Annotated in this window: 20 protein-coding genes and 1 pseudogene; 15 read left to right on the top strand and 6 right to left on the bottom strand. The window is 69.2% G+C overall.

Annotation, left to right across the window (positions count from 1 at the left end):
- Positions 1 to 334: 334 nt before the first annotated feature.
- The 10 genes from ACIF80_RS01740 to ACIF80_RS01695 all read left to right on the top strand — a co-directional run bounded on the left by ACIF80_RS01740 (position 335) and on the right by ACIF80_RS01695 (position 12,497).
- The gene (locus tag ACIF80_RS01740) at positions 335 to 1,366 is read left to right on the top strand and encodes an ABC transporter permease (RefSeq protein ID WP_399798050.1); all 1,032 of its coding nucleotides are present in this window, start codon (positions 335 to 337) and stop codon (positions 1,364 to 1,366) included.
- Between the two features lie 107 nt (positions 1,367 to 1,473).
- A complete protein-coding gene (locus ACIF80_RS01735) occupies positions 1,474 to 3,276 on the top strand; it encodes an ABC transporter substrate-binding protein (protein WP_399798047.1) in 1,803 nt (600 codons plus the stop codon).
- 117 nt (positions 3,277 to 3,393) lie between these two features.
- On the top strand, positions 3,394 to 4,371 hold the full coding sequence (locus ACIF80_RS01730) for an ABC transporter permease (protein ID WP_399798045.1): 978 nt from the start codon (positions 3,394 to 3,396) through the stop codon (positions 4,369 to 4,371).
- 10 nt (positions 4,372 to 4,381) lie between these two features.
- Positions 4,382 to 5,443, top strand: a complete 1,062-nt coding sequence (locus ACIF80_RS01725) for an ABC transporter ATP-binding protein (protein ID WP_399798042.1) — start codon at positions 4,382 to 4,384, stop codon at positions 5,441 to 5,443.
- 27 nt (positions 5,444 to 5,470) lie between these two features.
- Entirely contained in the window at positions 5,471 to 6,610 is a 1,140-nt protein-coding gene (locus ACIF80_RS01720) for an ABC transporter ATP-binding protein (RefSeq protein ID WP_399798040.1), read from the top strand.
- A gap of 269 nt (positions 6,611 to 6,879) precedes the next feature.
- Positions 6,880 to 8,514, top strand: a complete 1,635-nt coding sequence (locus ACIF80_RS01715; RefSeq protein ID WP_399798038.1) for an ABC transporter substrate-binding protein — start codon at positions 6,880 to 6,882, stop codon at positions 8,512 to 8,514.
- 6 nt (positions 8,515 to 8,520) lie between these two features.
- On the top strand, positions 8,521 to 9,444 hold the full coding sequence (locus ACIF80_RS01710; protein ID WP_399798035.1) for an ABC transporter permease: 924 nt from the start codon (positions 8,521 to 8,523) through the stop codon (positions 9,442 to 9,444).
- Positions 9,437 to 10,417 carry an ABC transporter permease gene (locus ACIF80_RS01705; protein WP_399798032.1) on the top strand — a complete coding sequence of 327 codons (981 nt, stop codon included), beginning with the start codon at positions 9,437 to 9,439 and terminating at the stop codon, positions 10,415 to 10,417. Before ACIF80_RS01710 ends, ACIF80_RS01705 begins: the two co-directional genes overlap by 8 nt.
- 9 nt (positions 10,418 to 10,426) lie before the next feature.
- Positions 10,427 to 11,410 (top strand): ABC transporter ATP-binding protein, encoded by a 984-nt coding sequence (locus ACIF80_RS01700; RefSeq protein ID WP_399798029.1) that lies wholly within the window; start codon positions 10,427 to 10,429, stop codon positions 11,408 to 11,410.
- Positions 11,403 to 12,497 carry an ABC transporter ATP-binding protein gene (locus ACIF80_RS01695; RefSeq protein WP_399798026.1) on the top strand — a complete coding sequence of 365 codons (1,095 nt, stop codon included), beginning with the start codon at positions 11,403 to 11,405 and terminating at the stop codon, positions 12,495 to 12,497. Before ACIF80_RS01700 ends, ACIF80_RS01695 begins: the two co-directional genes overlap by 8 nt.
- A 34-nt stretch (positions 12,498 to 12,531) precedes the next feature.
- On the opposite strand, the gene ACIF80_RS01690 is transcribed toward ACIF80_RS01695, so the two are convergent.
- Both ACIF80_RS01690 and ACIF80_RS01685 read right to left on the bottom strand, forming a co-directional pair.
- Positions 12,532 to 14,247 (bottom strand): ABC-F family ATP-binding cassette domain-containing protein, encoded by a 1,716-nt coding sequence (locus ACIF80_RS01690; RefSeq protein WP_399798024.1) that lies wholly within the window; start codon positions 14,245 to 14,247, stop codon positions 12,532 to 12,534.
- A gap of 366 nt (positions 14,248 to 14,613) precedes the next feature.
- A complete protein-coding gene (locus tag ACIF80_RS01685; protein WP_399798022.1) occupies positions 14,614 to 16,770 on the bottom strand; it encodes a prolyl oligopeptidase family serine peptidase in 2,157 nt (718 codons plus the stop codon).
- Between the two features lie 178 nt (positions 16,771 to 16,948).
- On the opposite strand from ACIF80_RS01685, the gene ACIF80_RS01680 reads away from it, so the two are divergent.
- Both ACIF80_RS01680 and ACIF80_RS01675 read left to right on the top strand, forming a co-directional pair.
- Positions 16,949 to 17,143: a hypothetical protein gene (locus ACIF80_RS01680; RefSeq protein ID WP_042172665.1), complete on the top strand. Its 195-nt coding sequence runs from the start codon at positions 16,949 to 16,951 to the stop codon at positions 17,141 to 17,143.
- Positions 17,144 to 17,219: 76 nt separating this feature from the next.
- Positions 17,220 to 17,777 carry a hypothetical protein gene (locus tag ACIF80_RS01675; protein ID WP_399798019.1) on the top strand — a complete coding sequence of 186 codons (558 nt, stop codon included), beginning with the start codon at positions 17,220 to 17,222 and terminating at the stop codon, positions 17,775 to 17,777.
- On the opposite strand, the gene ACIF80_RS01670 is transcribed toward ACIF80_RS01675, so the two are convergent.
- Positions 17,725 to 18,327 (bottom strand): TetR/AcrR family transcriptional regulator, encoded by a 603-nt coding sequence (locus tag ACIF80_RS01670; protein WP_399798016.1) that lies wholly within the window; start codon positions 18,325 to 18,327, stop codon positions 17,725 to 17,727. The two genes, ACIF80_RS01675 and ACIF80_RS01670, sit on opposite strands and share 53 nt — an antisense overlap.
- Positions 18,328 to 18,440: 113 nt before the next feature.
- On the opposite strand from ACIF80_RS01670, the gene ACIF80_RS01665 reads away from it, so the two are divergent.
- Complete coding sequence (locus ACIF80_RS01665; RefSeq protein WP_399798013.1) at positions 18,441 to 18,818, top strand: DUF4267 domain-containing protein; 378 nt, start codon at positions 18,441 to 18,443, stop codon at positions 18,816 to 18,818.
- 177 nt (positions 18,819 to 18,995) lie between these two features.
- Here the strand turns inward: ACIF80_RS01665 and ACIF80_RS01660 are convergent.
- A pseudogene (locus ACIF80_RS01660) lies at positions 18,996 to 19,301 on the bottom strand (DUF4157 domain-containing protein); the annotation flags it as partial.
- A 26-nt stretch (positions 19,302 to 19,327) separates the two neighbouring features.
- On the opposite strand from ACIF80_RS01660, the gene ACIF80_RS01655 reads away from it, so the two are divergent.
- Entirely contained in the window at positions 19,328 to 20,749 is a 1,422-nt protein-coding gene (locus tag ACIF80_RS01655) for an amidase (RefSeq protein WP_399798010.1), read from the top strand.
- Positions 20,750 to 21,141: 392 nt separating this feature from the next.
- Here the strand turns inward: ACIF80_RS01655 and ACIF80_RS01650 are convergent, their stop codons facing one another.
- Together ACIF80_RS01650 and ACIF80_RS01645 are read right to left on the bottom strand one after the other, a co-directional pair.
- The gene (locus ACIF80_RS01650) at positions 21,142 to 21,414 is read right to left on the bottom strand and encodes a DUF397 domain-containing protein (RefSeq protein WP_399798007.1); all 273 of its coding nucleotides are present in this window, start codon (positions 21,412 to 21,414) and stop codon (positions 21,142 to 21,144) included.
- A complete protein-coding gene (locus ACIF80_RS01645; protein WP_399798005.1) occupies positions 21,411 to 22,295 on the bottom strand; it encodes a helix-turn-helix domain-containing protein in 885 nt (294 codons plus the stop codon). The genes ACIF80_RS01650 and ACIF80_RS01645 overlap by 4 nt, the downstream gene beginning before the upstream one ends.
- 155 nt (positions 22,296 to 22,450) lie before the next feature.
- Between ACIF80_RS01645 and ACIF80_RS01640 the strand changes: the two genes are divergently transcribed.
- A complete protein-coding gene (locus ACIF80_RS01640) occupies positions 22,451 to 22,927 on the top strand; it encodes an ATP-binding protein (protein WP_399798002.1) in 477 nt (158 codons plus the stop codon).
- Positions 22,928 to 23,023 lie beyond the last annotated feature (96 nt).

Here is a 23,023-nt window from a genome sequence, read left to right as displayed (position 1 = left end):
GGATTCATGAGGAGGAACCCATGCGAGGTGCCACAAGCGCCATATGGGTCGCGTCGTCCCCGATGACAGGTGTAGGCCCCGTGGGTACGTTCAGTCCCGTTCCCGTTCATGTTCCCGCTCCCGTGGCCGAGGCAACGATCCGGCGTCGCGAACTTCCCTGACTGCCCCGACCCGTGACCGGCCGGCGTCGGTCACGGGCCAGGGTTCCCCGGCGGTGGGGTCGACCTCCAGTCGCTGTTCCAGTCGCGCGCTTCGAATGACGTACGCCGTGCGAAGGCCGTCGGACCGCTTGTGCACTCCCGACGGCCTCCAACACCTGTGAAACGGACGAATCATGACGAGTCCAACCGAGATCGAGGGTGCTGAGGCCTCTTCAGTCTTGGACAAAGAGAGCGAGCCGCAGGGCGACGCCAAGGAGCCGAAGAAGCTCGAGGGCCGCAGCCCCGGGCAGCTGATGTGGGCGCGCTTCAAGCGCGACCGCACCGGAGTCATCTCCGCCTTTGTCGTGCTGTTCTTCTTCGTGGTCGCGGCAGCGGCGCCGCTGATCTCGAAGGTGTACGGCAAGGATCCGTACACGCTCTACGGACAGGAGAACCCGGACCTCCTGGACATGTTCACCATGCCGGCGGAGCCTTTCGGCGGCATCACCGGCGAGTTCTGGTTCGGCATCGAACCGGGCCTGGGCCGCGACGTGTTCACGCAGCTGATCTACGGCATCCGGACCTCGCTGTTCACGGCGTTGGTGGCGGCGCTGCTGGTGACCCTCCTGGGTGTGCTGATCGGTCTCTTCGGGGGTTACTTCGGCGGCAAGGTCGACTACTGGCTCGGCCGGACGACCGACTTCTTCATGGCCCTGCCCAACCAGCTCTTCTTCGTCGCGGCGATGCCCGTCATCACCACGGTGTTCGTGGCCCCGGACGAGGAGACGCCCACCTATGTGCGCGCCAGCGCGATCATCATCGTGCTCTCGTTCCTGGGCTGGATGAGCATGGCCCGGATCGTCCGGGCGGCCACGCTGTCGCTGCGCGACCGGGAGTTCATCGAGGCGGCGCGCATCTCCGGGGCCTCGCCCTGGCGGATCATCCGCAAGGAGCTGCTGCCCAACATCGTCACGCCGGTGCTGGTCCAGGCGACCCTCGCGCTGCCGTCCCTCATCCTCAGTATCGCCTTCCTCTCCTTCGTGGGCGTCGGATACGTCGAACCCACGCCGGACTGGGGCCGCATGTTCGCCATCGGGGCCGACATCGTCGAACAGGATCCGTACTACATGCTCTTCCCCGGAGTGGCCATGGTGATCTTCGTCGTGGCCTTCAACCTCCTCGGTGACTCGGTGCGGGACGCGTTCGATCCCAAGACGGGCCGCTGAGTCCGGGGGGATTCCTCATCCTTGCCCCGGTCGGGTTCGGCGCCACTCGGCCCGCTTCCGGCCAGTACCAACCACGCTCACTACTCACAGGCAGGTGGATCGACTCCATGAGCATCTTCCGCAACCGCACCGCTACGGCCGCGCTTGTCGCGGTGGCGGCCGGCGCCCTGACCCTCACCGCGTGCGGCGGTGGCGACGGCGGCAGCTCGGCCAAGGACAACAGCAAGCAGAAGAAGGACGCCGCCGCCCAGTCGAAGCCGGTGCAGATCGGCGATGCCAAGGCGTCGACCGGCCCCGCCCCGGAGGTCCCCGGCGCCAAGGCGGGCGGCACCGCGATCGTCTACCAGGAGTCGGACTTCTCGCACCTGGACCCGGGCCAGATCTACGTCTCGGACGGCAAGCTGCTCAGCCGCCTGATCTACCGCGGTCTGACCCAGTACGACGAGGACGACAAGGGCAACCTGACCGTCGTGGGCGACCTCGCCACCGACGCGGGCAAGGTCTCCGACGGCGGCAAGACCTGGACCTACACGCTCAAGGACGACCTCAAGGACGAGAACGGCGACCCGATCAACTCGGCGGACATCCGCCACTCGATCGAGCGCATGTACTCGTCGTTCATCACCGACGGCCCGACCTACCTCCAGCAGTGGCTGTCCGGTGCCGGCACCACCTACCGTGACGCGTACAAGGGTCCGGACAAGGGCAAGCACCTGCCCGACGACGTCCTGGAGACGCCGGACGACAAGACGGTCGTCTTCCACTTCAAGGACGCGCAGCCCGACCTCCCGCAGCTGCTGACCATGCCCGGTTACGCCGTGGTGCCCGAGGAGTCGGACACCAAGGAGAAGTACGACACCGACCCGGTCGCCACGGGCCCGTACAAGATCGCCGAGTTCAAGCCGGGCAAGTCCATGAAGCTGGTCAAGAACGACCAGTGGGACCCGAAGTCCGACTCGGTGCGTCACCAGTACGTGGACGGCTTCGACATCTCGATCAACCACGATGACGAGGACCAGACCAAGACCCTGCTCGCCGACCAGGGCGAGGCCAAGAACGCGATGATGTTCACGGGTCAGGTCGCCACCACGCAGCTGCAGAAGGTCGTGGGCGACAAGGAGGCCATGAAGAACCGCACGATCCAGGGTTACGCGCCCTACGTGTGGCAGCTCAACTTCAACATGGACCGTGTCAAGGACAAGAAGCTCCGTGACGCGATCACCCTGGCCATCCCCTCCGCCTCGGTCTTCAAGGCCGACGGTGGCGCCTACGGCGGTGAGGTCGCCAACTCGCTGATGTCGCCCACCACCCCGGGCTACACCGAGGACTACGACCCGTTCAACCGGTCCAAGAAGCCCAACGGTGACATCGCGGCCGCCAAGAAGCTGGTCACGGAAGGCGGCTTCGAGGGCAAGAAGCTCGTCTACGCCTACGCCAACAGCCCGGTCCGCCAGCAGCAGGCCGTGCTGATCGCCGACGCGCTGGAGAAGATCGGCCTCGACATCCAGAAGAAGGAGATCGACGCCGCCACCTGGTACGAGCAGATCGGCAAGGTCGACAACGGCCTCGACCTGTACATGACCGGCTGGGGCCAGGACTGGCCGTCCGCCAACACCGTCTTCCCGCCGCTGTACGACGGCACGCAGATCCAGGACGGTGCGTCGAACTACGCGCACATCAACGACGACCACGTCAACTCCGAGATCGCGCGCATCCAGAAGATCACCGACACCGCCGAGGCCACCAAGGCCTGGGCCGAGCTGAACGAGTACATCTCGGACAAGGTCAACCCGGCCGCCCCGATGTACTACACCAAGGTCTTCCAGATCTTCGGCTCGAACATCGGCGGCATCCGCTACAGCTCGGACTCGAGCTACGTGGACGTCACCCGGATCTTCCTGAAGAAGTAGTAGCCGGCTCGTAGGGAAACCGGGGGTGGGCGCGCGGCGGAGCGCCCACCCCCGGGGCCCGGTTCCTGTCCCGACCTCCCCAACCGACTGCCGCCGTCCTGAGAGCAGCTTTCTGCCATGCTTCAATTCCTCGTTCGCCGGACATTCGGCGCGGCGCTGATTCTGCTGTTGATCAGTGCGTTCACGTTCTTCATGTTCTTCGCGATCCCGCAGGACCCGGCCCTGCTGGCCTGTGGCAAGAACTGCACCCCGGACGCGCTGGCGATCATCCACAAGAACCTGGGCCTCGACAAGCCGGTCACCGTCCAGTACTGGATCTTCCTCACCGGCATCTTCACCGGTCGGGACTTCGCCGTCGGCCACTGCGCCGCCCCCTGCTTCGGTGTCTCGTTCGCCAACAACCAGAACGTCTGGGACACGATCGTCGACCGTTTCCCGCTCACCCTCTCGCTGACCATCGGCGGTCTGGTGGTCTTCCTCATCGTCGGTCTCGGCGCCGGTCTGCTGGCCGCCAAGTTCCGCGGCACCTGGCTGGACAAGACCTTCAGCAGCGGTTCACTGGTCCTCAGCTCGCTGCAGATCTACTTCCTCGGCCCGCTCGTACTGCTTGCCTTCGTCTACAGCACCGGCTGGCTCGACAAGCCGAAGTACGTGCCGTTCTCCGAGGATCTCGGCGGCTGGTTCATGGGGCTGCTGATCCCCTGGCTCGTCATGGCGACCATCTTCACCGCCAACTACACCCGTATGAGCCGCTCCTCGATGATCGAGCAGCTCCAGGAAGAACATGTGAAGGCGGCCCGCGCCAAGGGCATGTCGGGCAACTACGTCTTCATGCGCTACGCCTGGCGTGGTTCCCTCATTCCCATCATCACCATTCTCGGCATCGACCTGGCCTCGCTGCTGGCGGGCGGCATGGTGACGGAGAAGACCTTCGGCCTGGCCGGTCTCGGCCGGCTCGCGCTGGACTCCGTCATCAACAAGGACCTGCCGATGCTGATGGGCGTCATGCTGATCAGCGCGGCCCTCATCATCCTCTTCAACCTGATCGTGGACGCCCTGTACGCCGTCATCGACCCGCGCGTGCGTCTGTCCTAGGAGAACCACCGTGACCACTCTGACCAAGCCCGACGAGGACGCGGCCCCCGCCGCGGGGGAAGCCTTTCTCTCGGTGCGCGACCTCAAGGTCCACTTCTCCACCGACGACGGCATCGTCAAGGCGGTGGACGGACTCTCCTTCGACCTGGAGCGCGGCAGGACCCTCGGCATCGTGGGCGAGTCGGGATCCGGCAAGTCGGTGACCAACCTGGCCGTCCTCGGCCTGCACAACCGCAAGAAGACCGCCATCGACGGGTCGATCAAGCTGGACGGTCAGGAGCTGACCGACGCCAGTGAGAAGCAGCTCGAGACGCTGCGCGGCAAGAAGATGGCGATGATCTTCCAGGACGCGCTCACCGCGCTGTCGCCGTACTACACGGTCGGCCGCCAGATCGCCGAGCCGTTCATGAAGCACACCGGCGCCTCCAAGAAGGACGCCCGGGTGCGCGCCATCGACCTGCTGGAGAAGGTCGGTATCCCGCACCCGCAGCAGCGGGTCGACGACTACCCGCACCAGTTCTCCGGCGGTATGCGGCAGCGCGCCATGATCGCCATGTCGCTCTCCTGCAACCCCGACCTGCTCATCGCCGACGAGCCGACCACGGCGCTCGACGTGACGGTGCAGGCACAGATCCTCGACCTGCTCAAGGACCTCCAGCAGGAGTTCGGCTCCGCGATCATCATGATCACCCACGACCTGGGCGTGGTCGCCAACATGGCCGACGACATCCTGGTGATGTACGCCGGCCGCGCCGTCGAGCGCGGCACGGTGCGCGAGGTGCTCAAGGCGCCCCAGCACCCTTACACCTGGGGTCTGCTCGGCTCGATGCCGCGGCTCACCTCCGATGTCGACGAGCCGTTGATGCCGATCCCCGGCTCACCGCCCTCGCTGCTCAACCCGCCCACGGGGTGCGCGTTCCACCCGCGGTGCGCCTTCACCGATCTGGTTCCCGGCAGCCGTTGCTCGGGCGAGCGGCCTGAGCTCGCCCAGGGGCGTGCGGCTGCCTGTCACCTGACGGTGGAACAGCGGCAGCAGGTGTTCATCGACAAGATTCAGCCCCGGCTGGGCTGAGCTGAAACCGGCGACTGGGGCATCACCATGAGCGACACAACCAAGACGACCACGGCGGTCGCCGACGAGATCCCGCAGCAGCGGGACGGCGACACCGCACCGCTTCTCCAGGTCAAGGGCCTGAAGAAGCACTTCCCGATCAAGGGCGGCTTCCCGATCCGGCGCACCGTCGGCGCGGTCAAGGCCGTCGACGGCGTCGAGTTCGAGGTCTTCCCCGGGGAGAGCCTCGGCCTCGTCGGCGAGTCCGGCTGCGGCAAGTCGACGACCGGCCGGCTGCTGACCCGCCTGTACGAGCCCACCGAGGGCACCATCGCGTACAAGGGCCAGGACATCAGCCACGCGAGCCGGCAGAAGCTGGCGCCGATCAGGTCCGAGATCCAGATGATCTTCCAGGACCCGTACACGGCGCTGAACCCGCGCCAGACCGTGGGCACGATCATCTCGGGCCCGATGGAGATCAACGGGATCAACCCGCCCGGCGGCCGCGAGAAGCGGGTCCGGGAGCTCCTGGAGATCGTCGGTCTCAACCCGGAGCACTACAACCGCTTCCCGCACGAGTTCTCCGGCGGTCAGCGCCAGCGCATCGGCGTCGCGCGGGCCATCGCCCTGGAGCCGAAGCTGATCGTCGCCGACGAGCCGGTCTCGGCCCTCGACGTGTCGATCCAGGCCCAGGTGATCAACCTGTTGCAGAAGGTGCAGCGGGAGATGGGGATCGCGTTCGTCTTCATCGCCCACGACCTGGCCATCGTGCGGCACTTCTCGCAGCGCGTCGCCGTGATGTACCTGGGCAAGATCATGGAGATCGCGGACCGCGACTCGCTCTACAACCGGCCCCGCCACCCGTACACGCACGCGCTGCTGTCGGCCGTGCCGGACGCGGACATCGACGCGGAGAAGAAGGAGCGGATCCGCCTCGAGGGCGACGTGCCCTCGCCGATCTCACCGCCGTCGGGCTGCCGGTTCCGTACGCGGTGCTGGAAGGCGCAGGACAAGTGCGCGACCGAGGAGCCGCCGCTGGTCCAGATCTCCGGCAGCAAGCCGGGGCACCTGACCGCCTGCCACTTCCCGGAGGAGCCCACCACCGCGGACCGCGGCGAGGACATCGTCATGGACCCGGCGCTCGCGGCGATGGAGGAAGACCTCCAGTCCACTTCCGGCAAGGAGTGACGTCCGGGCCGCCGCCCACGGCCGCGGCCCCGACCCGCTGACGGCACCCGGCACCCGGCACCCCGTACAAGGGGCGCCGGGTGCCGGTCTTTTCGCGTCGTCCCGCGTCTTCTGACGCCGTCTCGCACCGTCCCGTCCGCACCGCCGGACGGGTGCATACGGCCCGAGTCGCGCCCGTACGGACGCCACGCATGTGCGTGGTGCACCCTTTGCGCCGATATTGGCGTAAAGCGTCAGTGCACCACTGCGTACGTACGAGGAGGCACTCCATGCGCGGAGCCACGCACGCCGGATGGGCCGTATGCGCGGTGGCGGTCGCTCTCGCGGCGACGGCCTGCGGAGGCGGGGGCAGTGGGGGCGGCAGCGGTGACACGGGCGCGGTGCTGAGTGCCTCCTGGGGCGACCCGCAGAACCCGCTGGAGCCGGCCAACACCAACGAGGTGCAGGGCGGCAAGGTCCTCGACATGATCTTCCGGGGTCTCAAGCGCTACGACCCGGAGACCGGCGAGGCCCAGGACATGCTCGCCGAGAGCATCGAGACCACGGACTCGCAGAACTTCACCGTCAAGGTCAAGGACGGCTGGACCTTCTCCAACGGCGAGAAGGTCACCGCCAAGTCCTTCGTCGACGCCTGGAACTACGGCGCGAGCCTGAAGAACAACCAGCGCAACGCCTACTTCTTCGGCTACATCGAGGGCTACGACAAGGTCCACCCCGAGGACGGCGGCAAGCAGACCGGCGACACGCTCTCCGGGCTCGAGGTCACCGGCGACCTGACCTTCACCGTCAAGCTCACCCAGAAGTTCTCGACCTTCCCCGACACCCTCGGCTACGCCGCCTTCGCCCCGCTGCCCCAGGCCTTCTTCGACGACCACGACGCCTGGGTCGCCAAGCCGGTCGGCAACGGCCCGTACACCGTCGACACGTACACCAAGGGCTCGCAGATCTCCCTGCGCAAGTGGGAGGACTACCCCGGCGACGACAAGGCGCAGAACGGCGGTGTCGACCTCAAGGTCTACACCGACAACAACACCGCCTACACCGACCTCCTCGCCGGCAACCTCGACCTGGTCGACGACGTCCCCGCCGCTCAGTTGAAGAACGTCAAGAGCGACCTGGGCGACCGCTACCTCAACACCCCCGCCGGCATCATCCAGACCCTCGCCTTCCCGTTCTACGACGAGGCCTGGAACAAGACCGGCTCGGAGAAGGTCCGCAAGGGCCTGTCCATGGCGATCAACCGGGACCAGATCACCGAGACCCTCTTCGTGAGGACCCGCACCCCCGCCACCGACTGGACCTCCCCGGTCCTCGGCAAGGACGGCGGCTTCCAGGACGGACTGTGCGGGGACGCCTGCGAGTACCGGCCCGACCAGGCGAAGAAGCTCATCGAGGAGGGCGGCGGCCTGCCCGGCGGCAAGGTCACCCTCACCTACAACGCGGACACCGGCTCCCACAAGGACTGGGTCGACGCCGTCTGCAACTCCATCAACAACGCGCTGGACAACGAGCGCGCCTGTGCCGGAAACCCGGTCGGCACCTTCGCCGACTTCCGCACCCAGATCACCCAGCAGAAGATGAGCGGCCCGTTCCGCGCCGGCTGGCAGATGGACTACCCGCTCATCCAGAACTTCCTCCAGCCGCTCTACTACACCAACGCCTCCTCCAACGACGGCAAGTGGTCCAACAACGACTTCGACGAGTTCGTCGACCGGGCCAACCAGGAGACCGACACCGCCAAGGCCGTCGGCCTGTTCCAGCAGGCCGAGGAGGTCGTCCGCGACAACATGGCCGCCATCCCGCTGTGGTACCAGAACGGCAGCGCGGGCTGGTCCGAGCGGCTGTCCGACGTGAAGCTCAACCCCTTCAGCGTCCCCGTGTACGACCAGATCAAGGTGAGCTGATCCGCCGTGGGACGCTACGTCGTCCGGCGCCTGCTCCAGATGATCCCGGTCTTCATCGGGGCCACGCTGCTGATCTTCCTGATGGTGAACGTGATGGGCGACCCCATCGCGGGCCTCTGCGGCGAGCGGCAGTGCGACCCGGCGACGGCCGCCCAGCTGGAGAAGGAGTTCGGCCTCGACAAGCCCGTCTGGCAGCAGTACCTGACCTACATGGGGAACGTCTTCACCGGCGACTTCGGCACGGCGTTCAACGGCCAGAAGGTCACCGAGCTGATGGCGACCGCGTTCCCCGTGACCATCCGGCTCACGATCATCGCGATCCTCTTCGAGATCGTCATCGGCATCGCCCTCGGCGTGGTCACCGGACTGCGCCGGGGGCGCCCCGTCGACACCGGCGTCCTGCTGCTCACCCTCGTCGTCATCTCCGTCCCCACCTTCGTCACCGGTCTGCTGCTCCAACTGCTGCTGGGGGTTCAGTGGGGGTGGATCAGTCCGTCGGTCTCCTCCGCGGCCCCGTTCGACGAGCTGATCCTGCCCGGCCTGGTGCTGGCATCCGTCTCCCTCGCCTACGTCACCCGGCTGACCCGCACCTCCATCGCCGAGAACCGGCGCTCCGACTACGTCCGCACCGCCATCGCCAAGGGGCTGCCCCGGCGCCGGGTGATCACCCGGCACCTGCTGCGCAACTCCCTCATCCCGGTGGTCACCTTCATCGGCGCCGACATCGGCTTCCTCATGGGCGGCGCGATCGTCACCGAGCGGATCTTCAACATCCACGGCGTCGGCTACCAGATCTACCAGGGCATCCTGCGGCAGAACACCCAGACCGTCGTCGGCTTCGTGACCGTCCTCGTCCTGGTCTTCCTGGTCGCCAACCTCGTCGTCGACCTTCTGTACGCTGTTCTCGACCCGAGGATCCGCTATGCCTGAACAACACTTCGACCCCGGCCGCGCCGTCGCGGGGACGGGCATGGGCGGCACCATGGACCTGGGCGTGGACGAGGCCGAGACCCTCGAGAGGGTTCCAGGAGGACCGGAGGGCACCGGCCCCCAGGGCAAGCCGCGCTCCCTGTGGTCCGACGCCTGGCGCGACCTGCGCCGCAACCCCGTCTTCATCGTCTCCGCCCTGGTGATCCTCTTCCTGGTCGTCATCTCCCTGTGGCCCTCGCTGATCACCTCCGGCAGCCCCCTCAAGTGCGACCTGGCCAAGGCCCAGGAGGGCTCGCAGGCCGGTCACCCCTTCGGCTTCAACGGGCAGGGCTGCGACGTGTACACCCGTACCGTCTACGGCGCCCGCACGTCCGTCACGGTCGGCGTCTGCGCCACGCTCGGCGTCGCGGTCCTCGGCAGCGTCCTGGGCGCGCTGGCCGGCTTCTTCGGCGGGATGTGGGACTCGTTCCTGTCCCGGATCACCGACGTCTTCTTCGCCATCCCGGTCGTCCTCGGCGGGCTGGTGCTGCTGTCCGTCATCACCAGCAACACCGTCTGGCCCGTCATCGGCTTCATCGTGCTGCTCGGCTGGCCGCAGCTGTCCCGCATCGCCCGCGGCTCGGTCATCACCGCCAAGCAGAACGACTACGTCCAGGCCGCGCGGGCCCTCGGCGCCTCCAACTCCCGCCTGATGCTCCGGCACATCGCGCCCAACGCGATCGCCCCGGTCATCGTCGTGGCGACCATCGCGCTCGGTACGTACATCTCGCTGGAGGCGACCCTGTCCTACCTCGGCGTCGGGCTGAAGCCGCCCAGCGTCTCCTGGGGCATCGACATCTCCGCCGCCTCGCCCTACATCCGCAACGCCCCGCACGCACTGCTGTGGCCCTCCGGCGCCCTCGCGATCACCGTCCTGGCGTTCATCATGCTCGGCGACGCGGTGCGCGACGCCCTCGACCCGAAGCTGAGGTGAACCGCCGTCATGCTGCTCGAAGTGCGTGACCTGCACGTGGAGTTCCACACCCGGGACGGCGTCGCCAAGGCCGTCAACGGCGTCAGCTACGGCGTCGACGAGGGGGAGACGCTCGCGGTGCTCGGCGAGTCCGGCTCCGGCAAGTCGGTGACCGCGCAGGCGATCATGGGCATCCTCGACATGCCGCCCGGCCGGATCACCGGCGGCGAGGTCGTCTTCCAGGGGCGCGACCTCCTCAAACTCAAGGAGGAGCAGCGCCGCAAGGTCCGGGGCGCCGAGATGGCGATGATCTTCCAGGACGCGCTGTCCTCCCTGAACCCGGTGATCTCCGTGGGCGACCAGCTCGGCGAGATGTTCGTCGTGCACCAGGGCATGTCGAAGAAGGACGCGCGGGCCAAGGCCGTCGAGCTGATGGACCGGGTGCGCATCCCCGCCGCCCGGGAGCGGGTCCGGCAGTACCCGCACCAGTTCTCCGGCGGCATGCGCCAGCGCATCATGATCGCCATGGCGCTGGCCCTGGAACCGGCCCTGATCATCGCCGACGAACCGACCACCGCCCTCGACGTCACCGTCCAGGCCCAGGTCATGGAGCTCCTCGCGGAACTCCAGCGCGAGTACCACATGGGCCTCGTCCTCATCACCCACGACCTCGGCGTGGTCGCCGACGTCGCCGACCGGATCGCCGTCATGTACGCGGGACGGATCGTCGAGTCGGCCCCCGTGCACGACATCTACAAGGCCCCCGCCCACCCGTACACCCGGGGCCTGCTGGACTCCATCCCCCGTCTCGACCAGAAGGGCCAGGAGCTCTACGCCATCAAGGGGCTGCCGCCCAACCTCATGAACATCCCGCCCGGCTGCGCCTTCCACCCCCGCTGCCCGATGGTCCAGGACGTCTGCCGCACCGACGAGCCGCCGCTGTACGAGGTCACCGAGTCGGACGCCGACCGCGGCAGCGCCTGCCACTTCTGGAGGGAGTGCCTGCATGACTGAGCCGAGGGGCGGGGCGGAGGGAAAGCCGACCCCGAAGCCGGGCTTCGAGAAGGGCGCCGGGCCTGCCGGGGAACCGATTCTGGAGGTCTCCGGGCTGGTCAAGCACTACCCGCTGACCCAGGGCGTCCTGATCCGCAAGCAGGTCGGCGCCGTGAAGGCCGTCGACGGGGTCGACTTCGCCCTCGGCCGGGGCGAGACCCTGGGCATCGTGGGCGAGTCGGGGTGCGGCAAGTCCACGGTCGCGAAGATGCTGGTCCACCTGGAGAAGCCGACGGCCGGCACGATCCGCTACAAGGGCGAGGACATCACCAAGCTGTCGGGGAAGGCCCTCAAGGCCGTCCGCCGCAACATCCAGATGGTGTTCCAGGACCCGTACACCTCCCTCAACCCCCGGATGACGGTGGGCGACATCATCGGGGAACCCTTCGACATCCACCCCGAGGTGGCGCCGAAGGGCGACCGGCGGGCGCGGGTCCGGCACCTGCTGGACGTGGTCGGGCTCAACCCGGAGTACATCAACCGGTACCCGCACCAGTTCTCCGGTGGCCAGCGCCAGCGCATCGGCATCGCGCGCGGGCTGGCGCTGCGCCCCGAGGTGATCGTCGCCGACGAGCCGGTCTCCGCGCTGGACGTCTCCGTCCAGGCCCAGGTGATCAACCTGATGGACCGGCTCCAGGCCGAGTTCGACCTGGCGTTCGTCTTCATCGCCCACGACCTGTCGATCGTCCGGCACATCTCCGACCGGGTCGGCGTGATGTACCTGGGCCGGATCGTCGAGATCGGCACCGACACCCAGATCTACGACCACCCGACCCACCCGTACACACAGGCCCTCCTGTCCGCCGTCCCCGTGCCGGACCCGGCGGCCCGGGAACACCGGGAGCGGATCATCCTCTCCGGCGACGTCCCGTCCCCCACCAACATCCCCTCCGGCTGCCGCTTCCGCACCCGCTGCTGGAAGGCGCAGGCGCGCTGCGCCGAGGAGGTGCCGCTGCTGGCGGTCCCCGAGGTGTTCCGCCGGACCGGTGGCCCGGCGGCGCACGACTCGGCGTGCCACTTCGCGGAGGAGAAGCAGGTGGTGCCGTAGGGGCCGCCGGTGGGGCGGGTGAGGAGCCGGCCGGTCAGGCCGGGTCGGGCACCGGGCCCTCCCGGTGCTGAAGTGCGGCCACCTCCCGTCGCGGCCAGTGGGCGAGGTCGCGGAGGAGCCGGCGGTCGTGCGTCGCGACGACGACGGCGGCGCTGGTGGCGCGGATCGCGTCGGTCAGCTCGTCGACCAGCGTCGACGACAGGTGGTTGGTCGGCTCGTCGAGCAGGACCAGTCCCGGCCGCCCGGCCAGTGCCAGCGCCAGGTCGAGGCGACGCCGCTGCCCCTGCGACATCCGCCCGACCGGTGTGCGCAGCGCCTCGGAGTCGAGCAGGCCGAGCGCCCCGAGCGGGACGGCGTCGGCGTCGCGGAGCACGCCGCGCGCCACCAGCCGTCCCACCTGGCGGGCGTGCACCTCGCGGGCGGTGAGTCCGGGGTCCTGTGCGGCGGTCTCCTGGGTGACGCGCACGACCCGTGCCCCCTTCGCCGTCCGCACGTAGCCCTCCGTGGGGTCGAGTTCCCCGGCCAGCACGGCGAGCAGCGTGGACTTCCCGGCACCGTTCGGTCCGGTGACGAGGAGCCGGTCACCGCCGTCGAGGGTGAGATCGACGGGACCGGCCAGCCGCCCGTCGACCGCGACGCCGTGCGCCCGCAGCAGGGGCGCGCCCGGCCGGACGCCCAGGTCCGGCCAGCGCAGCACCGACGGCGGTTCCGGCACGTCGATGCGGTGCGCCTCCAGGGCGTCCTGCTGCCGGTTCAGGGCCTGCACCACGCCCGGCGCGCGGGACTGGCGCTGGTGCTTGCCGGTTCCCTTGTCCGGGCGCCAGCCGGTGGAGAGCCGGTCGCGGGCCTTCGACACCGCGTCCTTCAGCCGCCGGTGCTCGTCCTGCTGCTCCGCGTACTCCTGCTCCCAGCGCTCCCGCTCACGGCGCCGGGCGTCCTGCCAGGCGTCGTAGCCGCCGGCGTACAGGCGGGGCTTCCCGTCGCGGGACGGGTCGAGGTCGAGGAACCGGTCGGCGACGTCCCGCAGCAGCGCCCGGTCGTGGCTGACGACGGCGAGACCGCCGTCGTGCTCGCGCAGCCTGCGGGTCAGGAAGTCCAGGCCTCCCGCGTCGAGGTGGTTGGTCGGCTCGTCGAGCAGCAGGACGTCGTGGAGCGCGCCGAGCAGGCAGGCCAGCCGGACCCGGTAGCGCTGCCCGACCGACAGCGTCGACAGGGGGCGGTCGCGGTCGGTGCAGGCGCCGAGGGCGTCGAGGGCGACGTCGACGCGGCGTTCCGCGTCCCAGGCGTCTAGCCGGGTGGCGGCGTCGAGCGCGGCGGCGTAGAGGTCGTCGGCACCGGGGTCGTCCCCCGCGGCCAGGGCGAGGGCCGCCTCGTCCAGCGCGCGCAGGGCGGCGAGGGACGGGGCCAGCGCCTCGGAGGTCAGGGTGCCGACGGTCTCGCCGTCCCGCGCGGACAGTTCCTGGCGGGCCAGACCGAGGGTGCCGGCCCGGTGCACGGAGCCCTCGTCGGGCGCGATCAGCCCGGCCAGGACGTGCAGCAGGGTCGTCTTGCCCCGCCCGTTCTCGCCGACGACGGCGATCCGCGACCGGGCGGAGACGGTGACCGAGACACCGTTCAGGACCCGCCGTGACCCACGGGTGACGGTGACGCCCTCGGCACGGACGTGCGCGCTGCCGCCCGCCGCGACGGGCAGGGACAGGGCTTCAGGGGTGGCAGTGCCGACAGGGGTGGTCGGAGGAGTGAGGTTCAAGGGGATGCTCCGCAGCTCGCAGTGGAGCCGGGCACCGAGAAGCGGCCGCCCGGCGGGAACCGGAACGGCGAGCGCAGTTCAACAGGGAGAAGGCGCCGCCGTCAGCGGGCGGATCGAACCTTCTGCGACCAGATACCTCGTGCCATGCCCGTCACGGTAACAGTGACGCCGCGACCGCTCCTCCGAATTTCCGACCTGCCCGGCCGGCCGGGCTCCCGCGGAGCGCCCGGCCGGGCAGGGCAACGGGCCGGGGCGACATGGCGCGCCCCGGCCCGTTCACGGCACCCGCACGGCCGTACGCTGGACAGCCTCGCGTGTCCGTATATCGGTACCGCTTCCCTCGAGTTGCCTCCGGGTTAACGGAGTTCAGGCCTCCGGAGCGGCGGGCGCGAGCGAGCGCCTGAGGAAGTCCAGTTGGAGGCGGAGGAGGTTCTCGGCGACTTCCTCCTGCGGGGTCATGTGGGTGACGCCGGACAGGGGCAGTACTTCGTGGGGGCGGCCGGCCGCGAGGAGGGCCGAGGACAGGCGCAGTGAGTGGGCGACCACCACGTTGTCGTCCGCCAGCCCGTGAATGATCATCATGGGGCGGTGCGGCTCGGCGGCGTCGACCAGGCCCGCGTCGTCGATCACCGAGTTGCGGCGGTAGACCTCCGGCTGCTCGTCCGGGTGGCCGATGTAGCGCTCCTGGTAGTGGGTGTCGTACAGGCGCAGGTCGGTGACCGGGGCGCCCACCACCGCCGCGTGGAAGACGTCCGGCCGGCGCAGCGCCGCGAGGGCCGCCAGGTAGCCGCCGAAGGACCAGCCCCGGATGGCGACGCGGCCCAGGTCGAGCGGGAAGTCGGAGGCGAGGGCCTGGAGCGCGTCCACCTGGTCCTGGACGGTGATCGCGGCGATGTCGTCCTTGACGGCCTTCTCCCAGGCGGGGGAGTGGCCGGGGGTGCCGCGGCCGTCGGCGACGATCACCGCGAAACCCTGGTCGGCGAACCACTGCGAGGTCAGGTGGGGATTGTGCGCGGCGACCACGCGCTGGCCGTGCGGACCGCCGTAGGGGTCCATGAGGACGGGGAGGGGTGTGTCACCGTGGTAGTCCGTTGGCATAAGCACGGCGCACGGAATTTTGCGTGCGCCCCCCTGAGTGAGGGTCATCCGAGGGGACATACCGGGGTCTTCGGCGTACGAGCGGACAGTCGCCGTCGGTTTCCCGTCACGCAGAATCCGCGCCCGCGCCCCCGGCCGGTCCGGTGTCGCGGACACCAGGACGGTCACGCCCCCGGCGCGTACCGCGGAGTGCACACCGGGCTCCTGGGAGACGCGCTCCACGCCCAGTTCGTTCACCCGGTAGACGTGCACCTCACCGATCTCCGGGCCGCCGTCCGCCGATCCCGGCCTCGATCCCGGTTCCGCTCCCGCCGACGCCGATACCAACACGTCGCCGTCCGATACGTCCAGTACCGCACGGATGTGCAACTGCGGCCCGGTCAGCGGGCGTTCGCCGACGGCGAGTCGTCGCGCACCCCCCTCGTCCGTGATCCGGACCAACTGCCCGGAAGGGCTCCAGCACGGCACCCCCGCGAAAAGATCAAGCCAAACTGGATCTTCGTCGGCGTGCACCATCCGGGTGGCCCCGGTGTCCGGGTCCACCGCCAGGAACAGCTGGCTGCGCTGGTCGCGCGCCTGTACGAGCAGGAGTGGCGCACCCGCCGCTGACCAGTGCGCATGCGCCATGTACGGGTACCGCGCCCGGTCCCACACGACCTCCGTACGCGCCCCGTCCAGCCCGATCACGAACAGCCGCACCTCCGCGTTCGCGGTCCCCGCCGCCGGGTACGCGACCCGCTGCGGCTCCCGTTCCGGATGGGCCGGATCGGCGATCCACCACCGCTTCACCGGCGTGTCGTCCGCGCGCGCCACCAGCAGCCGGTCCGACTCGGGAGCCCACCAGAAGCCCCGCGAACGCCCCATCTCCTCGGCCGCGATGAACTCCGCCAGCCCGTAGGTGACGTTCTCCGTCTCGGGGGTCGCCAGTGCCCTGTCGTCCGCCCCCTCCGCTGCGACGACCCGCAGCGCACCCTGCGCGACGTAGGCGACGTGACGGCCGTCGGGCGACGGCCGGGGGTCGATCACCGGTCCGGGGGTGGGCAGTTCACGAGCCGTCCCGGCCTGCAACTCGGCCGTGAAAAGCCGCCCTGACAAGGCGAAAGAGGCCAACTCGACCTCCGCGTCGGTGGCGTAGCCGACGATGCCGGCACCGCCCTCGCGACTGCGTTCGCGGCGGGCCCGCTCCTGGGCCGACAGGCGCTCCGCGGCGCCGCCCAGCAGGGCGCGCGGGTCGGCCGCCACGCGCTCCTCGCCGTCCTGGGGGTCGAGCACCCACAGCGAATTCGCCCGGTCCGTACCGGAACCTGAGCGCAGGAACACCACCCGGGAACCGTCGGGTGCCACGGTGAACGATCGCGGCGCGCCGAGCGTGAAGCGCTGGGTGCGGGCGTGCCGTCGGGGGAAGGAGTCAGCGTCGGTCGTCATGCCATGACCATATTGGCCATGCGCCCCCTTGTGCGGCCGTGCGCCGACCGATGCGCACGTACGGATAGTTATGATCGTTAGCGCATAGTGGGTATGAACCTGCTGGCTGCTGTGTGGATTTATCTGCCCCCATATTCCTACCCCCCTGTCGTCCTGGGATCCTTGGAGGTGAGCCGCCGTGGCACTCTCGATTTCGGCGGTAGTGCTGCTGGCGATCATCGTCTTCCTGCTGATCAAGAAGTCGGGCCTCAAGGCGGGGCATGCGGTGGTCTGCATGCTCCTCGGCTTCTACATGGCGTCGTCGACGATCGCGCCTACGATCAGCGAGTTGACGACCAACATCGCAGGCATGATCGGCAGCATAAACTTCTGACCCCGCCGGCCTCGTCCTGCCCGACTCCCCATCCCTGCCGGGATGCTGGAGCGGCAGGTGAGGACTGGACCGACGCGTGAAGGAAGCCGGGCTGCTCACCGTCTCCGGGCTCCTCGTCGTGTGGCTGCTGTGGAGCCTCTGGAACCTCTACCGCATCCCCGTCGGCCTGCGCGACGGATCGTGGCAGCGTCCGCTGTGGTGGGCGCGTCTGTGGTCCCTCGCGCTGTTCGTCGGCTGTGGGGCATGGCTCCGGGGCGCGCTCAGCGGTGGGCTCGACATCGGCGAGACGTGCGCGTACGTCCATCACCAGAGGTACGACAGCGCCTACCAGGCGGCCCATGTCGAGGAGTCCCAGCGGCTGTTCCCGTTGCACAACAAATGCAACGGGGCGTACGACCTGGTTCCGGCCTGGGTCAACCCGACGATTCTCAACTGCGCCGCTTTCGTGCTGCTCGCCACCGGCGTGCTGCTGTGGTTCGGCGTCACGCGGCTTGTCCGCGGCCAGGATGGCGGCTTCCGGGGCGGGGCGATGCCGGCGGACCTCCTGCCGCGCCAGCGGCCCGGCTCAGCTTCTTGGCCTTTCAGTTGTCCTTGGTCGCGTGGTCGGCCCGCTGGGGGCCGGCGATCTGGGTGACGAGGAAATCGAGCCGTTCCTCCTGGCCGTCCGGGGGGATGCGGCCGCTGTCGGACAGGACGGCCATGCCGTGCAATGCGCTCCAGGTGACTTCGGCGAACAGTTCGCGTCGCTCGTCGTCCGGGCGGAAGCAGCTGACGAACTCGTCGAAAGCGGCCCGTAGCGGGGGTGGTGTCTCGGCGCTCGCGAACTTCACGTCGGTGGGCAGGACGAACATGGCCTGGTACAGGGCCGGCCGCTCGGTCGCGAACTCCAGGTAGGCGCGGCAGACGGCGCGCAGGGCCTGCCCCGGCTCCGGGGCGGCCTGCCGTGCGCGGCGCAGGTGGGCGGCGAGTTCGCTGAAGCCGTCGATGGCGACGGCGCTCACGATGGCGTCCTTGCCGTTGAAGTGGCTGTACAGCACCGGCTGGCTGTACTCGACGCGTTCGGCCAGCCGTCGCGTCGTCACCGCTTCCCAGCCTTCAGTCTCCGCGAGTTCGCGCGCGGCCGTGATGATCAGCTGATGGCGGTGGGCGCGTTCGCGTTCACGGCGCTCGTTGATGGCGGACATGACGACATCCTAGCAACGCTAGACATCCTGTCGAGGATAGACCTATCGTCGCTATCACTACTAGCGCCGCTAGGAACCGTTGCGGGCGCTGCCACCGAGAGGGGAAGCAACCCATGCCCACCAACGTCGCCAACGTACTCGCCGGACTGATCGGCGCAGGCATCATCTTCATCGGCGCGCGCGCCTTTTGGGCACCGCAGGCCGCGGCCGGCTTCGGCATCCCCGGCACGCCGACCGAGGACCGGAACTTCCAGGCCTGGCTGTCCGTCAAGGCCGTGCGCGACATAGCCTCGGGGCTCTTCATCTTCATCCTGCTGGCTGGAGCGACACCCCACTTGCTGGGCTGGTTCATGCTGGCCGCCACCGGTATACCCGTCGGCGACGCGCTGATCGTGCTGCGCAGCAACGGGCCCAGGGCGGCCGTTTACGGCATCCACGGGGCCACCGCCGTGGTGATGCTGGCGATCAGCGTGCTCCTGCTCGTCGGGTAACCGCTTGTCACGCCGCTCGGGCCGGGTATGCGTCCACTGACGGAGGGGTGAGTCCCGGGCGAAGCCGGCCTTCGGTTCGGCGCGGGCATTGCGCCGGCGGACGTAGGCCGCGATCGCGGCGCTCTGTTCCTCGTGGGTGCGGTGATCGGTGCCGTCGGACGGGACCTGGATCACGTGGGTGAGCTCATGCGCCAGCGTGTGGTCGTCAGCCCCGCCCCGGCCGATGACGACGTGGTTGCCCGCCGTGTAGGCCTTGGCTCCGAGGTCGGTCGCGGAGCGCTGGGCAACCGCACCGGTGTGCACCCTGACATCTGAAAAATCAGGTGGTCGCGGTCCGGGTGGCCGGTCCGGGCCGGGGATCCGCCGAAGCCGGTGACCCTCGCGGACGGCGCTGCACTGACCCGGGTGCGCCGACGTACTGACCCGGGTGCACCTGCCCTCTCGCCTGTTACTCGCCGGTAAGGAATGATGGCGGGCAATCATCCACGCGTTCAGGGGCGGTGCCACCGGTGACGACTTCCGAGGAACAGGAACAGACCAGGGTGCACGTCTTCCGCGACGACGCCCTCGGCGACCACGACGCCGTGGGCCTCGCCGAGGCGATCCGCCGGGGAGAGGTCAGCGCCGCCGAGGCCGCCCGTGACGCGGCGGCCAGGGTCAGGGCCGTGGAGGCGCGGCTCAACGCCGTCCAGGTGCACATCGACGTTCCGGCGCACCGATCCGAGCCGGCCGGTGCCTTCGCCGGGGTGCCGACCTTCGTCAAGGACAACACCGACTACCAGGGGCTGCCCACCGGACACGGCAGCGCCGCGTTCGTGCCGAGGGCCGCACGGCGGCACGCCCCGTTCGCCCGGCAGTTCCTGAGCACCGGCGTCACGGTGCTCGGCAAGACCCGGATGCCCGAGTTCGGGTTCAGCCCGACCACGGAGTACGAGGACGCCGAGCCCGTCCGCAACCCCTGGCACACGGGCCACTCGGCGGGCGGTTCGTCGGGCGGCAGCGCGGCCCTCGTCGCCGCCGGAGCCGTACCGGTCGCGCACGCCAACGACGGCGGCGGCTCGATCCGGATTCCCGCCGCCTGCTGCGGACTCGTCGGCCTGAAGCCCACCCGGGGCCGGGTGGTCCCCAACGCCCAGGGCCGCCAACTGCCGATCGACCTCGTCACCGACGGCGTCGTGAGCCGCTCGGTACGGGACAGCGCCGCGTTCCTCGCCGCCGCCGAGCAGCACTGGCGCAACCCGAAACTGCAGCCCGTCGGCCTGGTCGAGGGCCCCTCGAAGCGGCGGCTGCGCATCGGGTTCGTCCTGGACTCGCCCAACGGCGTCCCTTCCGACGCCGACACCCGCGCGGCCGTCACGGAGACGGCGGAGCGGCTGGAGCGGCTCGGGCACACCGTGGAGCCGGTGGAGCTGTCGATCGACCCGCGCTTCACCCCGGACTTCCTCACCTACTGGGGCCTGCTGTCGTTCCTCATCGGCGTCACCGGCAGGACGTTGGGCGCGGACTTCGACCGGCGCCGCATGGACGGCCTCAGCCGGGGCCTGCGCGAGACGTACGTGAAGGACTGGCAGCGCACGCCGGGCGTGGTGCGGAGGCTGAAGCGCACGCGGGAGCCGTACGCGGCGGCGTTTCGAGGACTGGATCTGATCCTCTCCCCGGTCCTCGCCCACACCACGCCCCCGCTCGGCCACCTCAACCCGGCCGTCCCCTACGAGACCCTGATCGAACGCATCCTCGCCTACGTCGCGTTCACCCCGGTCAACAACGTCGTCGGAACGCCGTCGATCTCGGTGCCGGCCACGACCACGACACCGGACGGGCTCCCCGTCGGCGTCATGTTCTCCGGCCGCCCGGGCGCCGAACGGACGCTGCTGGAGCTCGCCTTCGAGCTGGAGGCCGACCAGCCCTTCCGACGCCTCCAGGACGCCTGAGGGGTGCTCCGGACAGGTGGATTACGTGAATGGACTGTGCGGCGCGGGGTCGCCGTACAGCCCACCGGTATCCGCTGGGTGCCAGGGTGCGTCGGCACCACACACTTCGGCATTCGGCCTGCAGCGGGCCGGACCCTCAGGCGTCCTGCCATGTCACCGGGATGCACGACAGCGATGTGTCCACCGGGTGAGGTTGTCGAAATGGGGCGACTCGAGCATCGCTCTGTCCGATCGGCGCCCTCGACGACGCCGACAGCGGTCTGCCGCCCGAGGTGATCACCGAGGAGATCGTCCGCGACCTCCAGTCCGCCCTGGACGAGTTCACCGCCATCGCCCGTCCCCTGGGCGGCGAAGGGGACGTACCGGAGGCCGAGGTCGAGTAGGAGCTGCCGTCAGCCCTCGACCGCGTACGGCACGAAGTCGGCCCACGCGGCGGGGGCGAAGGACAGCCGGCCGCCGTCCACGTCCTTGGAGTCACGGACGTGGACGGTGCCGGGCGCAGTGGCGATCTCTACGCACGAGTCGCCCTCACTGCCGCTGCTGTAACTGCTCTTGAACCAGGCTCCTGCTACTTCGACGCAGGAGTCGCCTTCGTTGCCGTCGCTGTAACTGCTCTTGAACCATGCGAGGCCCGAAGCGTTCTGGCCGGAGATTTTGCGGATCATGTTTCTCCCAACAGTTCTTCGATGAAGGCCAGAGACGCCCGAGGCGGGAGAGCCTGCGCTCGGATGGTGCCATACCGCAGTTCGGCAAGGCGGAGTTGCCGAGTGTCCGTGACCGGACGGCCGTTGAACGCACCCTCGCAGCGTGCCACTGCTGAACCGTCCTCGAACTTCAGCAGTTCGATCTTTCCATCCAAGCCTGGATGCACTTCACAGTGCGTTGGCATCACCTGAAGCGTCACGCAACGCAACTTGCCTACCTCAAGCAGGTGTTCGAGCTGTCCCCGCCACACCATTGTGCCTCCGAGCGGACGCCGGAGCGGAGCCTCCTCCAGGACGAAACTGAGAGTGGGCGCCGGGTCTTTCTGGAAGATGGACTGCCGGGCCATACGGGCGGCCACCATCCGCTCAATTTCGTCCTGGGAGTAGGCGGGCTGCCGTGATTCGAAGGCAGCTCTGGCGTGATCGGCCGTCTGCAGAAGCCCGCTGATGCTGTGGCAGACGTACAAGCCGATCTCCACCGCCCGCCCCTCCATCTGCGCCAGGTCCCGCACCTTCTTCGGGTACCGGACCTTCTGCACGTCCTCCTTCATCGCTGCGATGAGGCCACCGGCGTTGAACAGCTCGTCCGCCGTGTCCAGGTACTCGGGCCGGGGGATGCGCTTGCCGCTCTCGATCTTGTAGACGAGGTCGTCTCCGTAACCGACCGCTACCGCGAAGTCGCCGACCCGCATGCCCGCCGCCTCCCGGCGGAGCCTCAACTGCCGTCCCACGGTGGCCACCACCGCGAGTGCCCAGTCGTCGTCCGGGTCGACCTCCCACCCCGGCTCGTCCGTCCGGTCCGTCTCGGTCGTGACCCGCACCGCCTCGCCGTTCACCGACATGTCGCGCTCCTCCGTTGTGCCGCGCCGTACCGTCACGCGGTGCCGGTGGGAGTCGTATCGACAGGTCGGACAGGGCCGGACAAGCCGTGGACGGTCACCCTACGCAGCGCCGCGATTACCCATCACGGTACGTCCGGTCGGCCACGCTGAGTGACGTGAATCAGGAAACTCAGGAGATCGCCGGAGCGGACGCCCGACCCGGCCGCGAAATCCGCAACGTCACGATGCTGTTGTCGTCCACCCCGCGCGGTGCCCGTCTCGCCCGCCTGCTCGCGGTGGACGCGCTCCGGAACTGGGGCCTGCCGGACGAGGCGGCGAGCCACGTCGTGGCGGAGCTGGCGGCCAACGCGGCCACGCACGGCCGTCTGCCCGGCCGCAGCTTCCGCCTCACGCTGTACGTGGTCGGCGCCACGCTCCGCATCGAGGTCACCGACACGCGGGGCGACCGGCTCCCCGCACGGCAGGAGCCCGACGGCGGGACCGAATCGGGCCGTGGGCTGCTGCTGGTGGAGGCGCTGGCGGACCGCTGGGGAGTGAGCGAGGGGCGGTTCCCGCGGAAGACCGTATGGGCGGAACTGTGCCTCGTACCACCGGAACCCGTGCCCACGGGTCCCGGTGCCGTCGACGACTGAAAGACAAAGAACGTGGGGGAAAAAACCCCACCAAGCCTCACCCCTCCCCGACCCGCCCGTCGGAACCTCACCTGTTCGGCGAGGAGACCAGCGGGG

Origin of the sequence: Streptomyces sp. NPDC085927, from assembly GCF_044540975.1 — a bacterium.
Taxonomy (GTDB): Bacteria; Actinomycetota; Actinomycetes; order Streptomycetales; family Streptomycetaceae; genus Streptomyces; species Streptomyces hirsutus.
This window is presented reverse-complemented; position numbering and strand designations above follow the sequence as displayed.

Excerpts from the sequence above, each read along its gene's own strand:
- ACIF80_RS01735 (WP_399798047.1), top strand. The coding sequence starts at position 1,474 with ATGAGCATCTTCCGCAACCGCACCGCTACGGCCGCGCTTGTCGCGGTG.
- ACIF80_RS01740 (WP_399798050.1), top strand. The coding sequence starts at position 335 with ATGACGAGTCCAACCGAGATCGAGGGTGCTGAGGCCTCTTCAGTCTTG.
- ACIF80_RS01670 (WP_399798016.1), bottom strand. The coding sequence starts at position 18,327 with ATGTCCGCCATCAACGAGCGCCGTGAACGCGAACGCGCCCACCGCCAT.
- ACIF80_RS01685 (WP_399798022.1), bottom strand. The coding sequence starts at position 16,770 with ATGACGACCGACGCTGACTCCTTCCCCCGACGGCACGCCCGCACCCAG.
- ACIF80_RS01700 (WP_399798029.1), top strand. The coding sequence starts at position 10,427 with ATGCTGCTCGAAGTGCGTGACCTGCACGTGGAGTTCCACACCCGGGAC.
- ACIF80_RS01695 (WP_399798026.1), top strand. The coding sequence starts at position 11,403 with ATGACTGAGCCGAGGGGCGGGGCGGAGGGAAAGCCGACCCCGAAGCCG.
- ACIF80_RS01645 (WP_399798005.1), bottom strand. The coding sequence starts at position 22,295 with ATGTCGGTGAACGGCGAGGCGGTGCGGGTCACGACCGAGACGGACCGG.
- ACIF80_RS01720 (WP_399798040.1), top strand. The coding sequence starts at position 5,471 with ATGAGCGACACAACCAAGACGACCACGGCGGTCGCCGACGAGATCCCG.
- ACIF80_RS01715 (WP_399798038.1), top strand. The coding sequence starts at position 6,880 with ATGCGCGGAGCCACGCACGCCGGATGGGCCGTATGCGCGGTGGCGGTC.
- ACIF80_RS01730 (WP_399798045.1), top strand. The coding sequence starts at position 3,394 with ATGCTTCAATTCCTCGTTCGCCGGACATTCGGCGCGGCGCTGATTCTG.
- ACIF80_RS01665 (WP_399798013.1), top strand. The coding sequence starts at position 18,441 with ATGCCCACCAACGTCGCCAACGTACTCGCCGGACTGATCGGCGCAGGC.
- ACIF80_RS01705 (WP_399798032.1), top strand. The coding sequence starts at position 9,437 with ATGCCTGAACAACACTTCGACCCCGGCCGCGCCGTCGCGGGGACGGGC.
- ACIF80_RS01650 (WP_399798007.1), bottom strand. The coding sequence starts at position 21,414 with ATGATCCGCAAAATCTCCGGCCAGAACGCTTCGGGCCTCGCATGGTTC.